At 60.8% G+C, this 16574-nt stretch carries 11 protein-coding genes; 6 read left to right on the forward strand and 5 right to left on the reverse strand.

Features of this window, described 5'->3' with window-relative positions:
• Positions 1-305 precede the first annotated feature (305 nt).
• Together ACJYUO_RS10505 and ACJYUO_RS10510 are read left to right on the forward strand one after the other, a co-directional pair.
• Positions 306-1628, forward strand: coding sequence for a glycosyltransferase family 2 protein (locus ACJYUO_RS10505; RefSeq protein WP_494345316.1), 1323 nt, complete (start codon positions 306-308; stop codon positions 1626-1628).
• A gap of 391 nt (positions 1629-2019) precedes the next feature.
• Positions 2020-3858, forward strand: a complete 1839-nt coding sequence (locus ACJYUO_RS10510) for a glycoside hydrolase family 16 protein (RefSeq protein ID WP_494345317.1) — start codon at positions 2020-2022, stop codon at positions 3856-3858.
• Positions 3859-3979: 121 nt separating this feature from the next.
• Here ACJYUO_RS10510 and ACJYUO_RS10515 read toward each other — a convergent pair whose 3' ends face one another.
• From ACJYUO_RS10515 to ACJYUO_RS10530, 4 genes are all read right to left on the reverse strand, one after another.
• Complete coding sequence (locus ACJYUO_RS10515) at positions 3980-5035, reverse strand: glycoside hydrolase family 16 protein (RefSeq protein WP_494345318.1); 1056 nt, start codon at positions 5033-5035, stop codon at positions 3980-3982.
• A gap of 57 nt (positions 5036-5092) precedes the next feature.
• Positions 5093-6004, reverse strand: a complete 912-nt coding sequence (locus tag ACJYUO_RS10520) for a glycosyltransferase family 2 protein (RefSeq protein ID WP_494345319.1) — start codon at positions 6002-6004, stop codon at positions 5093-5095.
• Positions 6005-6095: 91 nt separating this feature from the next.
• Positions 6096-7172, reverse strand: a complete 1077-nt coding sequence (locus ACJYUO_RS10525) for a GNAT family N-acetyltransferase (RefSeq protein WP_494345320.1) — start codon at positions 7170-7172, stop codon at positions 6096-6098.
• Positions 7173-7174: 2 nt separating this feature from the next.
• A complete protein-coding gene (locus ACJYUO_RS10530; protein ID WP_494345321.1) occupies positions 7175-8431 on the reverse strand; it encodes a carboxylate--amine ligase in 1257 nt (418 codons plus the stop codon).
• Positions 8432-8646: 215 nt separating this feature from the next.
• On the opposite strand from ACJYUO_RS10530, the gene ACJYUO_RS10535 reads away from it, so the two are divergent.
• From ACJYUO_RS10535 to ACJYUO_RS10545, 3 genes are all read left to right on the forward strand, one after another.
• The gene (locus ACJYUO_RS10535; protein WP_494345322.1) at positions 8647-10062 is read left to right on the forward strand and encodes a flippase; all 1416 of its coding nucleotides are present in this window, start codon (positions 8647-8649) and stop codon (positions 10060-10062) included.
• A gap of 299 nt (positions 10063-10361) precedes the next feature.
• The gene (locus ACJYUO_RS10540; RefSeq protein ID WP_494345323.1) at positions 10362-12566 is read left to right on the forward strand and encodes a DUF2206 domain-containing protein; all 2205 of its coding nucleotides are present in this window, start codon (positions 10362-10364) and stop codon (positions 12564-12566) included.
• A gap of 110 nt (positions 12567-12676) precedes the next feature.
• Positions 12677-13666 carry a glycosyltransferase family 2 protein gene (locus ACJYUO_RS10545; RefSeq protein WP_494345324.1) on the forward strand — a complete coding sequence of 330 codons (990 nt, stop codon included), beginning with the start codon at positions 12677-12679 and terminating at the stop codon, positions 13664-13666.
• 30 nt (positions 13667-13696) lie between these two features.
• Here the strand turns inward: ACJYUO_RS10545 and ACJYUO_RS10550 are convergent, their stop codons facing one another.
• The gene (locus ACJYUO_RS10550; protein WP_494345325.1) at positions 13697-14569 is read right to left on the reverse strand and encodes a polysaccharide deacetylase family protein; all 873 of its coding nucleotides are present in this window, start codon (positions 14567-14569) and stop codon (positions 13697-13699) included.
• A gap of 774 nt (positions 14570-15343) precedes the next feature.
• On the opposite strand from ACJYUO_RS10550, the gene ACJYUO_RS10555 reads away from it, so the two are divergent.
• Positions 15344-16399: a carboxylate--amine ligase gene (locus ACJYUO_RS10555; RefSeq protein ID WP_494345326.1), complete on the forward strand. Its 1056-nt coding sequence runs from the start codon at positions 15344-15346 to the stop codon at positions 16397-16399.
• Positions 16400-16574: the final 175 nt, after the last annotated feature.

Consider the following 16574-nt stretch of genomic DNA (forward strand, 5'->3'; position numbering starts at 1 on the left):
ATGGCCGTTTTCGAAAAATCCCGTGGCCGTAGCGAACACTGGTTCGTTCAATGACAATAGACAATATCTCGAAACATCTTGTAACGATTAACTCCGCTTTTTTCGTATCAGGTCCTCAGATGACTGTGAATGGGTCCTAGCGAAGTTCGAATGTATGATGATGCTTCGACATATTTCCATACAACCAATAGATATGGCCATTAGCTACAACTGTATCAGCGACCGAGATCCGACGGACTGGCCGGGCGGAACGCACCGAGTGAAACGGGTACCGATGGCCGTATTGCGGGGGTGGGTCGAGTCGGATGTCTGAGCGGAAACTGTTCCAAGCAGCGGATCTCGACAGTCGAGTCAACCGGACCGACAAACCCGCGATCGGCGTCATCACGAGCGATGACCGTGCGGACGAAACGGCCCGGACCGTCCTTCGGGCGAGACGAAACGGGCATTCGGTGCTCGTGACCCATCGGACGAACGAAGGTGGAGAGGCGGTTTCGTTTGCCAGCCAGTTAGGGGCCCAAATCGTCACCCCGGGTACCGATCGAAACGACGAGTCGCTCGTTCAAACGCTCACGAACGCGTCACAGCAACTCGGCTTTCCCGGACTGATCGTCCACACCGACCTCGAGGAGTACATCGATTACGACAGGAGCGTGCTCGAGCATACTCGAGCGGACGCCTACGCTGTGAGAGCACAGACGGAGCGAACGGGGGGACTCGACGACGTTCTCGTCGCGATTCCCGCATACAACGAAGCCGACTCGATCGGCGATGTCGTCACACAGGCGCGATCGCACGTCGATACCGTCCTCGTCATCGACGACGGAAGCGCAGACGAGACGGCCGAACGGGCTCGCGACGCGGGCGCGACGGTCTTCGAACACAGGACGAATCGCGGCTACGGCGGCGCGCTCCGGACGGCGTTTCGGCAGGCGGACCGCCGCGGTGCCGACCACCTCATCGTTCTGGACGGGGACGGCCAACACGACCCGGACGATATCCCGAACCTGCTCGCGGAGCAGCGCGAAACCGGCGCCGAAATCGTCATCGGGAGTCGGTTCGATCCGAATTCGGAGACGGATTTGCCAGCGTATCGTCGGTTCGGGTTGTGGGTCGTCAATGCTATGGTGAATATCGGACTGAACGCCCGCCGGTCCGGCTCGACGATCAGTGATACCCAGAGCGGGTTCAGAGCGTACGATGCTCGAGCGATCCGATCACTGGCGAACGAGGACCGTATCGGCGATCGGATGGACGCCAGCATCGACGTGATCTATCATGCCTATCGCAACGACTATCGGATCGACGAAATCGGGACGACGATCGACTACGATGTCGAGAACGCAAGCAGTCACGACCCGATCAGTCACGGACTCGTACTCGCCAGAAATGCGGTTACAACGGCGGGCTTCGAGCGACCGCTGCCCGTCCTCGGGGCACCCGGGTTCCTCGTTTCACTGTTCGGTCTCCTCACGGTCTCCTTTCTGTTCATGGAGTATGCTCCCGCCGTCCTTTCGTCTCCGCTGATAGTGTTCCTCTCCGTGGTCGCGTTTCTCACTGGGCTAGTGATCTGCGTCTGGGCGGTCGTCGTCGAAGCCGTTAGTATGGCGACGAATCGAGACAAGTAGCGATCGGGGCGAAACGAAAGCTATCGGAGTTGCTGAATGTGTGACTTCCGCGAGCGGAAGTAAGTAGATATTACTCCGGTAACAGCGGCTCTCGGTCGACACGACTCCTGTTCTCTGAGACGGTGTTGCTGTTTCTATCTACCTGATGTATCATTCTTTTTTAGCTTCTGTGATCGCCGTACTCGGTTCCGTTCGGGTCTTTCGAGTTCGATCATCGCTTCCGGGCAGCCGAATCCATCGCAACCAGACATTCATAGTTTCGATACTATCTCGAGGCGATTAATTAACTATTTTTTCGCAAGGCTTTATCGGAGTTGATTAAATATCAGTAGAAACTATTGTCTTACAAAAAAGACCTATATGGGACCGTTGCTTTCAGCCGATCGGAACAATGGCACGCGAACGAAGTTCCGGTCGGACGGAGTGTACAGACGAGGAATCGACTCGGATCGGCCGACGAGAGTGGCTAAAAACGGCCAGCGCGGGAGCGATTGCAACAATCGGCGGGGTAGCGGTCGGCACCAGTTCCGTTACGGCGGCCGACGAAGGCGGACCCGTGGATCCCGAAAACTGGCAGCTCGCCTTCGAAGATCAGTTCGAGGGCACCTCCCTGAATTCGAACAACTGGGGGGTCGGCTTCGGCTGGGGAAACACGGCGAACAACGACGCCGCGACCGTCACGTCCGATAACGTGGTCGTCGACAACGGGACCCTTCGGTTGCAGACTACCCACGGCGGCGGTGGCTCGAACGATGTCTATCAGGGAGCGATCAACTCCAAGAATCGGCAGTATTTCGGCCCCGGTCACTACTTCGAGGCAAAGATCAAAATGCCCGGCCGAACGGGTCTCCTGCCCGGCTTCTGGTCGAAACCGAACTCGGAGGCGTGGCCGCCCGAGATCGACTTCATCGAGCTGTTCCAGGAAGGTAACAACGTCTATCGAGACCGCAACCACGCACACTTTAACGTTCACTGGTCGACCTCCGGCCAAGCCGGAGACGGGTCGACGCACACGCACGACCCGATGACTCACGATACGGGCGTCGATCTCACCGAGTCGTACAACGTCTACGGCTGCGCGTGGCACGAGAACAGTATCGACTTCTACTTCAACGGCAACTACATCGGCTCCCGCGACGGATCGTCGATGATGGACGCCGTTGAGGCGGGCGCGCCCTTCTACATGATGTTCACCACCCACGTCAACCGTATCGGCTACGCCGATCTCTCACAGGCCTGGGAAGAAGAGATGGCAGTCGACTGGTGTCGCGTCTGGGAGCACGCACCCGGCAGCGGGACGCCGTCCGATGGCGATGACACTGATGACACCTCGAGCGACGATGAAACCGAGGAACAGCCCGAAGAGGAGACGTCCGACGACTCGGCTGCCGGCCGCTACATCGAGATCAGTTCTGCGAACGGAGACGGCGTTCGGTACGAATTCACCGCGTCGGACGGCGGCATCGAAATCGACTCGTCGACTGGCTCGGGCCAGGAGTGGGTCTCCGACGACGGGATCTACGGTTGGGGGACGACGTCGACGTCCACGTCGCGGGTCGACGGCTTCACCTTCGACGGCAAGATCACCGGGTTCGGACGAGATGCACCGGTGACGGTCCGAATCGACGGTTCGGAAGTCGACCCGGACTCGTTCGGCCCCGTCGACCCGGCCGATACGCCGTGGAACGACGGAAGCAGCGACACTGAGGACGGTTCGGAGACGGATGGAGAGACCGATTCTTCGACGGACGAGCCGTCCGACAGCGAATCTGGCGACAGCACCGACGGGACAGCCGACGACGAGTCCGGTGACAGTACGGACGGGACGTCCGACACCGAACCCGGCGACAGTACGGACGGGACGTCCGACACCGAACCCGGTGACAGTACGGACGACACATCCGACAGCAGCTCGGACGACACCACCGACGAAACCGAGGACGACCAACCGAGTTCCACCCCGCCGAATCGAATCACGTTCATCGGGACGGGCACTCACGGCGAGTACACGTTCACCGCTAGCGGTCGCGTCACGGAGAACCCCGACCGCGGCACGCTCGAGGGCGACGAGATCAGTGGCTCGACGGCGACCGGTACCCTATCGTGGTACGGCGACATCGATAGCTACCGATTCGACGGCCGACTTCGCGACCTCTCGCTCGAGGGGAACGCAATCCTCCTGATCAACGGTGTCATGGTCGACGCCGAGAAAATCGAAACCCAGCTCTGAAGCGGCCGCTGACGACAGCGGGCGTAACAGAGCCGACCGCGGGTGACCAACACCGTCGAACGCGGCCGTCACGATGGTGTACTGGTCGGAGCCGGTACCACTGTCACACCCGCTGATTGCCCTACCGCTCCCAGACCCGTACCCGGTCGATTTCCATGTACGCGGGGAGGTCGGCCGAGTTCGGCGTCTCGAGAAACGGCGCATCGATACCGAAGTTGAGGATCAGTCGCATCTCGTCCGTCGAGATCTGTGCCTCGTCCTCGAAGCGGAACCGCTCGTCGCCGTCGATGTACCAGACGATTCGGTCCTCGCGCCAGTCCACCGCGTAGTTGTGAAAGCCGGCGCTGAACTCCGGGCCGCAGTACGTCTCCTCCTCGGTCTGAATGTCTCCGTCCGAATCTCGGTAGTAGTAGGTCATGTGGGGGCAGGGATCCGTCCCGAAAAACTCGAAGATATCTATCTCCGGCGGCCACTGATCGTCCGGCGTCAGCCAGAACGCGGGCCAGAACCCCGCGACCGTCGACGGAATCCGGATCCGCCCCTCGATGTATCCGGGACCGAACGAGCGATAGGGCGTCGCCACGCCCGTCGTGTACGGAACGACATCCCGTTCTTCGCCTTCCGGATCCTCCGGTCCCTCGTCCGTCGGCTCTCGGACTCCCGTTTCTCCCGCTTCGCCGGACGCCGTTTCGTTCGGCTCCGTTTCGTTACCTTCGGTCTCGTTGTCCGCCGTTTCGTTACCCTCGGCCTGCGGGATTTCGCCGTCGGTTTCGTTCGAATCCGTCTCGTTTTCCGCGTCTCCACCCTCTCCGTCCGGGACCTCCCAGTTCTGTTCTATGGCCTTGAGGACGAGCTTATCGTCGTAGACGTAGGCGTTGTCGGGGGGCGCGTAGGCGTTGAAGTTGTGTATTCGCTCGCCCCAGGGAAACTCGGTTTCCCAGACGCCCGAGTCCACGGTGTTCTCTTCGAACCAGTCTTCGAAGACGAGCTCCAGTTCGTCGTCCTCTTCGGGCGAGACGTCGGGGACGGTTTCGTTGGCCGCGGTTTCGTTCTCCGACTCGTTTTGTCTCGTTCCCGGCGGTTCGACGCTGAAACAGCCGGCTCCGAGCGCGGCGAGAGCGCCGGCACTAGTTCGGAGGATCGTTCGTCTGTCGGCCCTGTTGGGTTCGTTCGGCATTATCTGATTCTGGTGTGTTCGCTTCTCGCTCCGCAGTTTCCGTGTGTCCGGGACCGACTACCGGCGACACTCCTCTTCGATCCAGATGTCTTTCCACTGCTCGGGGTGTTCCTCCTGGAGGCGGCGAATGTCCTGTACCTTCACGTAGGCCGCAATCATCTGGTAGAACTCCAGAAACGCGACGAAAAAGCCCCGGTAGCCGTCGAGCGCCGCGCCACTGATGATGAGCCGATCCAGACCCACGGCGATGCCGCGGAGCAGAAACGAAAGGAATCCGTTTCGGTTCCCGCTCTCGACGGCCTGAACGGCCTCGAGCGCGCTATACTGCATGATCTTCGACTCGATCTCGGACGCGCGTTCGAACCGGTAGTGATCGATGCGGTTCGAGAGGTTTTTCGTCCGATCACGGTAGGGCTGCTGAACCGAGAGCCGCTCCCAGATGTATTCGTGCTCGAAGTAGAGGACGTCCTTCCGTGCGAGATACGGGCGTTTGTAGTGGTACTGGTTAGTGCGGGCTCCCATCATGTATTCCTGCTTTTCCATGTAGAAGGCGACGACGCCCGGTGTCCCGAACGCGTCGATGATCTCGTCACGCAGCTCCGGTGGGACCTCCTCGTCGGCGTCGAGTACGAACACCCAGTCGTTGTCCGCGTGTGACATCGCCTGGGTCTTGATCTGGGCGAAACTCTCGAACTCGTGTTGATAGACGTTCGCCCCGTACTCCTCGCAGATCTCGACGGTCCCGTCTTGACTGTCGCTGTCGACGACGACGATCTCGTCGGTCCATCGGTAGACGCTCTCGAGACAGTCACGAATGGTGTCGGCGTTGTTCTTCGTCGTGAGACAGACCGAGACCGGGAGCGTTTCGAGGTCCTCTAGTGAGCGGTGTCTCGTCGATTGGCTTGACGCCTCGCGGTTCGAAAGTGTAGTTTTGACGTGATCTAATAGATGATCGTAGACGTAATTCATGATCGGATGTCTTCGATGGCTACCGACTGCTGTCGCGTCAGCTCGTACTCCAACGATGCGTCACCGTCCGAATGGGTACTGTGTAGTGCCATCAAAGGCTGATATCCTTTCGAACGAAAGGGCCAATTAGACGCGTGAGCGGGATCGGTAGTTTCCGCCATGCGCGCTTTATCGGCTCGTATTTTTCGTCTTCGGGATGTGGGAGACTCCCCGCGCCGGACGGGAAGTAATGGTAGTCATCGTACCACGTTTTCGTCCCGCCGAAGCTCTTTTTGAACATGTAGACGCCCGATCCCTCGCGGGTCCTGCCCATCTCGTAGGAGTCGTACCCCGCCGCGGCCGCCCGCTCGAGTGACTTCCACAGCACGAGGCTCCCGCCGTTTAAATCTCGGTACTCGTAGTCGGTGACGACGCCCCACTGGTAGACGGTCGACCCGAGGGAGAGATCCATGATCCCGTTGATCAGTGTGCCGTCTTTTCGAATCAGTCCGAGGTGGAGGTCGCCGGCACCGGGACCAGTCAGTCGGTCCCAGAGGGTTCGGAAGAACCGAAACGAGTGCGGCGGCGACCCGTGCCCGCGCATCGATTCCAGGTAGAGATCGTAGTACTCGCGGAGGTCGTCGACCGTCGTTCCCATCTCGTATTCGACCCCCGCTTCGTCGGCCGCCTGTCTGATCTGGCGGCGGCGGCTCTCTTTGACGTTCTCCCACGTCGCGTCGGGCCCGCCGCTCAGATCGATATCGAATGTAACGAACCGATCCCGTTTTTCGAACCCGTCGGCCGCTCCGAGGTCCCTGCCGCGGAGACTGACGAAATCGACGTCGAGGTCGTCCGCGAGCGTTCTGGTTCGCTTGAGCAACAGCGACCTGACGGTCGCGGCTCGGCCGTCGTCCGTGACGATCGACCCGCGAGCGGCGTACGGCGGCGAGACCAGTTTGGATCCGAACAGCCGGCTTTGGATGTGCGTAAGCGGGAGCGCGCCGAGGATGCCGTCTGCCGTGCGGACGACGAGGTGGTAGCGATCGTGACCATATCCGGCGGTCGCGTCGCCCCACGCCGATAACCCGTAGACCGGCCCGTCGGCTCGCTCGAGGTAGGCGTCCCAGTCGGCCGAATCGCGACACTGCGTCACCGTGAGCTGGCTTTCGAGTTGTGAGTGTTCGTCCATCGTTAATTCGGTGCGGAAATCGGTTCCTCGACGAATCGATCGGGAGCGATGCCGAGCGTTTCGGAGTACAGCAAGGCGTTGTAGAGGCCTTTGACGAACGGCTTCAAGTCCGTCCGATCGACGTAATCGAACTGCGGCCGGTCGATACAGGACGTGAGGATGCTCCCGCAGGCAGCGAGAACTGACGGGCGATCCATGGACGGATACTCCGCGGAGAGCACGCTCTTGAGATACGATAGTTCGCCGTAGAGCGAGTGCGTCGCGACGCCGAGATCGTAGCCCGGGTCGATACGCTCGCGCGCTCCCATCGCGAGGAGCCAGTGATAATACGGAAAGTCCGCACCCGCGCGTATCGCACACGGAACGGAGAGCCAGAGGCGGGGATTGATCTCGGTCAGTTTGAATTCGCCCGTGTTCGCGTCCTTCATGAATTCGATACATGCCGTCCCGTGCCAGTCGAGGTGATCGAGAATCTTCCGCCCGGCGTCGGCGAGTTCTGGCTCGGAGACCGCTTCGCGGTAGACGCTGCCCCCCTCGCCGTAGGTCTTCCGTCGAAGGTAGCGCTGTTGCCACGAGGCCACTTCCTCACCGTGGTCATAGAGACCGCTGTACATGTACTCGTGTTCGATCGGAACGGCCTCCTGTACGATCGGGGAGTGGCCCACCATATCGCGGTCGATCGCGTCTAGATCCGGTTCTTGGCTGGGCGCGACGAAGGTGGTCCGTCCCCGCATGTTATCGACCTGCGATGTGAGATGTGAGTCGACGTAGTCGCCGGTGAGAATGGAAAACCGCGGCTTGACGATGAGTTGGTCGTCCCACTCGTCGACTTCATCGAGCAATCGTGTTTCGGGAATCGAGACGCCGAGATCGTCGGCGATCTCGACCAGCCGATACCGATCGTGAACCGATCGCAACGCGCCGTACGACGGCACAATGACGGAGACGTGTTTTTCGAACTCGGATCGAAACTTCGAGAGGACGTAGACGTCTTCCTCTCGAACGGGGAGTATCGTTCGAATGTCGGGGCGCTCGGCAAGCGAGAGCAACGACGCTTTGTAGGCCGTGAGATCGTCGTGCGGTGACGGAACGAGCCTCGATTCGGTACAGTATCGGGACGAACAGGCCGGAACGTTTCGATCGTCGGTCGCGACGACCGTCGGGACGCCATGTTTCCCGAGCGAGCGGACACACGCGAGCGGGATAACTGACGCGTTTGCCGGAACGAGAACTGCGGCGTCGTCTGCGCGAGCATTCATCGTTCCCACGCTCAGTACGAGGGGTTATGAAATGAGTTTGCCAGTAGCTGACCAGTACGTTCCACCGACACTAACCCAATCCGTCCGTTCGGGGAACAGTGGATCGTTTCAGTCGTCTCCGCGGTCGCGCTTGCTGCGAAAGGCCACGTTTCCCGCGCTGTTGAAGTGAGGGTTTAACTGCGATCCGCCTCGCAATCGTTTGCCCTAGGGTATCCATGGACCTCGGACGCTCGAGTGTGAAACTCTTCCTCATGCAAGCCGGGAGATCGATTCTCCTGTTTCTCGCCGTCATCTACTTCGCTCGACAGCTCGGCGCGAGCGAACTCGGGTCGCTGTTCCTCTTTCAGGCGCTGCTGGGACTGCTGACGATTCCCGCGGATCTAGGGATTCGCGGTGCACTCGAGAAGCGGCTGAGCGAGGGCGACCATCGCGACGGGATGCTCGGCTCCGCGCTGGCGCTCAAACTCGTCTTGCTCGGTGTCGTCGCGGTCTCGATCGTGCTCGCGCGGTCGTACGTGAACCGATACATCGGCTTCGAGCTGGCGTTCATACTGGTGGTTGCGCTCATCACGTTCGAGCTCTCGTCGTTTTTCGTCCAGGCGTTACGCGGGGAACTTCGCGTCGGCGAAACGGCCGTTATTCAGTTTGCCATTCGATTCATCTGGGTCGGCCTCGGCGTCGTCCTCGTCACCTTCGGCTACGGCGTGACCGAAATCGCCGCCGGATTCGCGCTCGCCGGCGGGATCACGGCCGTCTGGGGCTACGCACGCTGTGACACGGCGATCGGTCGTCCCTCTCTCGAGCACGCGCGATCGCTGCTCGAATACGCGAAGTTTCACGCCGTCTCGTCGACGGGCGGACGGATATACCAGTGGATGGATATCGCGATCATCGGGTTCTTCCTGTCCCAAGAATACGTGAGCACGTACGAGGTGTCTTGGCAGGTCACCCTGCTCGTCTTGCTCGTCAGCAAGTCCATCGGCTGGTCGATCTTTCCGCAGGTCAGCCAGTGGGACGCCGACGGCGAACTCGACAAGATCGAATGGGCGGTCTCGAAAGCGATCGCGTTCGCCCTCTTCTTCTCGCTTCCGGCCCTGATCGGGGGGACGCTGTTCGCGTCCGAGATTTTGGGGTTTCTCTTCGGCCCGGAGTACGTCTTCGGCGCTGCAGTGCTCGTGATCCTCCTCGTCGAGAAGGTGTTCCAGTCGTTCGACGATATCATCGAGAGCGCGCTTCGAGGACTCGATCGGCCGGATCTCGCCGCGATTACGACGGTCATTACGGCGGGAATCAATCTCGTGCTCAATCCGTTGCTGGTCGTCACGGTCGGCTTCGTGGGAGCAGCGATCGCGACGGCGGTGGTCGGACTCATCAGCGTCGCGCTTCACACACACTACCTCAGTCGGCTCATGACGATCGAGTTCCCCTATCGAATCGTCGGTTGGTACGCCCTCTCGTCGCTCGTCATGGGTGCGATCCTCGTCGGTATCAGGTCGGTTGTCCCCATCACGAGCGTCGGCTCCCTGCTCGCCGTGATCGGCGGTGGCGCTGCGATCTACGGCGTCCTGGCCGTGTCGATCCCCCGGGTTCGGAACGAGGTGATCGTCCCGGCGATACGAGTGCTCGTCTGAGGGACGACGGCGGACAAGGTAGCGACTCCGTCGGCCGTAAGACTGTCTTAGACGGTCAGTGATTCTGGTCTGCACTCGGCCCTGCCAACCCGCTTGCGTCGCTCGAGGTCGGATCTCCATCGACCCTGTTGAACGGGCACAGCGATCGGAGCCGCTCTCGTCCGCCATTGATCGGGTCACGGAGAGCGAATAAATCGGCTATTATCGGGCGAACGGTCGTGAACACAACTACCGTTTTAATTCGAGTGATGGTCTCGTGAGAGCCACTTCGATTTCCCACTTCCACGTTCGTATTCCTCATGACGTATGCCTCTCAGACGTCGGGGGTCTCCTTTGACTGGGGACCGACGACAGTTACGACGGTCGTGTTCGCCCTATTGATCGGATTCTGGTCGAGCGTCGGGCTCGAGTCGATCGGCGTGGAACTCCCGGCCGCCCAAGCGGTCTTCGGCGTCGTGTTGTTAACGGTCGTTCCGGGCGGGTTGCTCGTGCAACTGCTCGGGCTCCGAACGACCAGCGTCGGTGAGTTCGTCACGATCGCTCTCGGGTTGAGTCTCGTCGTGCTCTCGGTGACGACCATCCTCGCGAGCGTGTTGCTTCCCGTTTTCGGCGTCCTCGACCCGCTCTCGTTTCTCCCGCTGGCGGTCATCGTGACGGGCCTAATCACGGTATTGACGCTTTTCATACTGGTCACGGACGGAAACTCGTTTCACGTTCGGGTTCCGTTCTCGAATTCGCTCCCGATCTACGCCGTTCTCGGGTTCCTCCCGGTATTCGCCGTTCTCGGCGCGCTCCTCATGAACTGGTACGGGAACAACGTCGGGCTGGGACTGTTCGTCCTCAGCGTAGCAGTCGTCACCCTCCTCTCGGCGACGCGGCTGATCCAGCCCTCTCAGTATCCCGTGGTGGTGTTTTCCGTCGCTCTGTCGACGCTCTTGCACCGCAGCCTCGCGTCGGCACACGTCGTCGGGGCCGACATCCAGTTCACCTACTACGTCTCCGAACTGTTCGCGAGCAATCACCAGTGGGCTCCCGGGCTCGGTGGCTCGATGTCGTCGGTGCCGATCGTCACTGCGGTCCCCGTCGCGTACTCGATGATAACGGGACTCGAGCTCGTGACGATCTTCACCGTCGTCTATCCGATCATCTTCGCAGTCGTTCCGCTGGGAATCTACTATCTGGCAGCCGACGTGTTCGACGGCACCGTCGGGCTCTACGGAAGTCTCTTTTTCGTCTTCTATCACGGGACGTTCTATCTGACGCCCGGCAAACAGCGGCTCTCGGAGCTATTCATCGTCGGCGTACTATTGTTGTATTTCCGCCACGAGAGCCGGGACCGCGGGTGGGCGGTTGGCACGGTTCTGTTGGCGACCGGCCTCGTTCACGCTCACTACGGCTCGACCTACGTGTTCGGTCTCTCGTTTCTCGCCGCCTCGATCGGCCTCGTCCTCACCGAGCGACTCGTCGGCGAGTTCCGACACGGCCTCTCGCCGCTCTACCCGATCGCGTTCCTCGTCGGTGCAACGTCGTGGTATGCCTACGCCTCGAGCGAACTGACGGCGTCGATTGCGTCGATTCCGATCGCAATCGTCGACCAGCTCGCGTCCCTTCCCGGGGGGACGGCCGCGGGCTCGGGCTCGAGCTACGTTCAGACCCAGCAGACGATCTTTCAGCAGTTGAGTCTCGGCCTGTATCTTCTGTTGTCGCTGCTGATCTGCCTCGGGCTCGTCTGGCAGACGGTCATCATCCTCAACCGGCTCCGGCACGGCATCGATACCCGGCACGTCGAGTTCACTGCGCTTGCCCTCCCGCTGTGTGCGTTCCTCGGGACGTCTTACTTCCTCATTCTGGATCTCTGGGCCGACAGAGTCTACCAGATGGTGTTGCCGGTCCTGGCGGTCTTTGCAGCCGTTGGCTACCTCCGTCTCGGAACGACTGCCGAACGGCTCCCCGGAATCTCGGGTCTGAATTGGACCCCCCTCGCAGTCGTGTTGGCAGCGCTGTTCGTCATCAACTCGGGGTTTGCGGGTGCGGCCGCCGGCGTCTCGGCGGACTACACGTTCAACGACGAGGCACACGATTACGCCTTTAGCGACGAGGAACGCGAGGCGGCCCAGTGGCTGGCGGAGCAACCCGAGATCGAGCGGACTGCCGCCGACGGCGGAGCCGAGGACGAGGCGGAGGTGACGATCTATACCGACCGAATCTCCTCGCAACTGTTCCGTTCCATCCTTCCGATGAGTCACTACAACGTCGACGTGATCATGGTGAAAAACAAGTGGGACCCGACGTTCGAACCCGCGGACACGAGGGGCGGGTACGTTTTCATCCGGCACAACGCGGTCGATGACTCCGCTCCGGATGACACGCCGCTGTCGTCGCTGAGCGCAGACCACGTAAACGAGATCACCGAGAACAGGACAGTCGTCTACGAAAACGACGACGTCACCATCGTCGAACCGGTCGGTGAAGGGGCGGCTAACGCGACTGCCGACGAGTCGTAATTCGTGGAACTGTTCGACTCCGAAACCGTATGTTTCCGGCCGCTATCAGCGATTAACAGCCTGTTCGCTCCTCAACCTTTATCCCTCTTGTCAGCGGCCCGTTTCTCTAGATGGTACCTGCGGCCACCGACGTCGACGAAGAGAATCCGCTCGTCTCCTATGTCATTCCGACGTACAATCGCCCCGACGACCTCGCCGACGCCGTCGCGTCCGTCCTCGAGCAGACCTACGAGCCGATCGAGGTGATCGTCGTCAGCGGGTCGACGGACGAGACGGCGGCGATGTTCGAAGACGGGGGGCGGTTCGACCGAGACGAGGTCAGCTTCTATGACTTCCCTCGACGATTGAGCCCGCCCGAGGCGCGGAACATCGGCTACGAACGGGCGTCGGGCGAGATCCTGGTCACGACCGACGACGATGCGGTGTATGCGGATCCGAACGCGACGGATATTATCGTCTCACGGTTTCGCGAACACGAGGACGTCGGCGTGCTCGCGTTTCAGAGCCGGGACTACTACTCCGGAGAGATCCTGCGAAAAGAGATTCCCGATCCGCCCGACTTCGAGACGCCGCCGACCGAGGAGTATCGAACGACGAGTTTCATCGGCGTCGGAACCGCGATCCGCCGATCGACGCTCGAGCGTACTGATGCCTTCCCCGAGGCCTTCGAGTACGGGTTCGAGGAGATGGATCTCTCGATTCAGGCGCTCGATGCGGGATACGACATCCTCTACGTTCCGTCTGTCGTCGTTCGGCACAAGAAGTCGCCGGCAGCTCGCAGACCAGATCACGTGGTACTCGAGTTGCTGGTCGGCAATCGGATCAGACTCGCCGTTCGAAACCTCCCGTGGCGCTACGTGGTGGTCTCTGCGATCGTCTGGGCCGCGTACGCGTTCGTTCGGACCGGGTTTCGGATCTCGCCGATGAAACGGGTCCTGACGAGTCTCTGGCAGCAGCGCCATGACCTTCTCACACAGCGGGACGTAATCGACGGGAAAACGATCGCGCTCGTCAAATCCAGAGACTCCATGCTGTTCCTGTGGCTGTACGGGCCGCATCCGCGACGGATCCTCGGCAATCTCAAACGACTCACGTGGTAGCCGGCGTTCGATTCGGGCGGCCGTTTGTGCCTACTCCCTCGCCGAACTCGAGATCGTGTCCGTGGCTGTCTCTCTGAACGTCGCGTACAGGTCGCTCATCGTCGTAAACCGATAGCCGCGTCGCTGGAGCTCCTCGATCAACTGGCGGAGAATCGGAACCCCCTGTTGCCGATTTCGGTTGTACACCAACCGGTATGGAAGCGGCAGCGACTCGATCGCCGGCGTCGTGACGAGATCATGCATGTGTATATCCAGGATGATTACGTTCGGCGGACAGCGGTTCACGAGTTCGCGGTACGGCCGGCCGAGAAACTTCAGATACGAAATCGACACGGGAATCCGAATCGTCGACGAAAAGGGCGTGATCGGGAGCTCGAGCAGACCGGGAACCGGTTCGTGCGGTGTGATCGGCTGCCCCGAGTTATCGAACCGGCCGGGTCGCCACGTCGGGAAGAGGCTCGAACTGAAATCGATGTCGTGGCCTGCGAGCAGCTGATAGCCGTCGGCCGGAATCGCCCCGTCCGGAAACCGATAGCCGACGACGTCGCTCGAGAAGCGATCCGCGACGCGGTCGAGACTCGTTTCGATTTCGTATGCGAAGTCCGCACGCTTCGGATGCGGGTGGGTGTGTGAGTGCGCGTGGAAATCGACCGGGACCGCTGCTCGCTCGAGCGCCTCGACCGCTTCCGGAGCCGCCTCGAGCAGTTCCGTCTGGAGGAAACACGTGAGCGGCACGTCGTACTCCTCGAGGAGCGAACAAAACGCCGGCGTCTTCGATGCCGCCGCGTACGTGTTCTCCCGAATCGCCGTTCCGTAGTCACACTCGAGATCCAGCGACAGGACGACCGTCTTCTCGATCGGCCACCCGGAGCCGTCGCTATCGTTCTCGTTTACTGTCCTCATAGCTGTTCGTCGTGTGGCAGTCCGTGTCTCTCGGGATCGATTCGTCCGTTCGGTATGCCGCCGTCCGTACCGAGGGAACCGCTGCTGTCGATGGCGAGGCGGCCCCGCCGCGCGGAGTCGAGCAACGACCAGAGCGGGCGGCGTGTGGCCAGCCGTGTGTCGATAGGCCGTTTCCCTCTTTCCGCCGACGGTCCGTCCTGGAGGGCGAACGGCGGTCGTCGGCCGTCGCTCGCTCTGCCGATCGAATCGCCGATCGCACTGACCGCGGCTCAAACGGATCCGTCTCTGCCGCGGCCGACGCTTTTCCCGGCCGATTCGCTGCGTCTCTCCCGGCCGAGTAAACGCTGCCTACGCCTGCGAGCGTCTCCTCGCCACGGAACGATGACCGTTGCACATCACCTTCTTCGCACTATCGGTTATTGTTATGGACGGTGTACCGCGATCGTCGCGATGGCAGTTGCTGATTGAGAAGCGGCCGGGAGCCGGTCAACGCTTCGATATAGCGGGGTTCGCTCGGAGTTTCGGTGGAACCGGTACTTTGCAAGGACGGTATTGATATTCGTCGGTATCCCACCCCGTTCACGCCGAAGCAGTCGAGCTGAGCGGACGGAATCCGGACTTCGGCCGAGGAATACCGAAATGAGGAACAACGTCTTGGTCACCGACGGACAGACCCTATCAGCACTGGCTATTAGTCGATCATTGGGGCGAAAGGGATTCGACGTTCACGTCGGTGAGTACTTTTCGTACAACCTGACGCGCTTTTCGAGACACGTGAGCGACACCGTCCAGTATCCCATCCCCGACGAAAAACCCGAGGAATTCCTCGACGTTCTGCTCGGGCACCTCCGCGAGGGCGACTACGAGTTTCTCGTTCCGGTGCGCGACGAGACGACGCTTCAGGTGTCGAAACACAAAGACGAGATATCGACACACGTTAACCTGTTCATCGCCGATCGGCGGAAGATCGAACGGCTGAACGACAAGGGAGAAACGATAAAGATCGCACAACAGGCCGGCGTTCCGACGCCGAAAACCTATTTTCCGGAACGACGGGACCAAGCGGAGATCAAACGGACTGCCGACTATCCGCTCCTGATCAGACCGCGCGTGAGTTCGGGCTCGAGGGGGATTGTACGCGTCGAATCACCGTCGGACTTCGACCGCGCCTTCGAACGGGTTTCCCAGCAGTACGGAACCCCAATCGTCCAAGAGTACGTCGAGAAGACGGGCTACACGACCGCCTGTCTGCTATTCGACGGCGAGGGAGACCCCGTCGCGTCCTTCTCCTACGAACGGCAGAAGGAGTATCCCCTGAGCGGTGGGCCCACCGTCGTCGGGGTAAGCCACGACGATCGGATCGCGAAACGCTACGGTGCAGAGGTCTTGAAAGCGGTCGATTGGAAGGGGCCGGCCGAAGTCGAGTTCATTCTCGACGAAGCCGGCGAGCCACTGTTACTCGAGGTGAATCCGCGCTTCTGGACGCCAGTTGGGTTAGCGATCCGATCGGGCGTGGACTTTCCGTCCCTGCTCTACCGGTTGGCCGTGGGGGCCGACGTCGAACCGGTAACGGAGTACGAGGTCGGCGTGACATACCGGTCCGTTCTGCCGAACGAGATGCTTTGGTTGCTGCAGACACCGAACAAAATCGAGGGGCTCGCGGACTTCCTCGAGTTCGATATCGGGAACACGTGTTACGGGACGCTATCGCGCCGAGACCCGCTGCCGGCTGTCGGGACCGTTGTTCAGGCGGCTAACATCCTCTCGAGTCCCGACGCCCGAAAATTCGTCTTCGATAGAGGGTGGGAAAGCGAAGAAGCGAGTCGATAGTTCGAAGGGACACGCTCGGTCGAAATCGTCTCTGGATCTCGTCTCCGTCAGCAGATCGCCTCATTTATACACTCGCGGATTGGCCAGTGACTCGCTCGTCGGGTGCTCACCGGAAGACCGGTCGGTTCCGACGGCATGTAACGGTTCGACCGCCTGCTCTCGCGAGCGCGTGGTC

The sequence above is a fragment of the Natrinema sp. CRL1 genome (assembly GCF_059162405.1).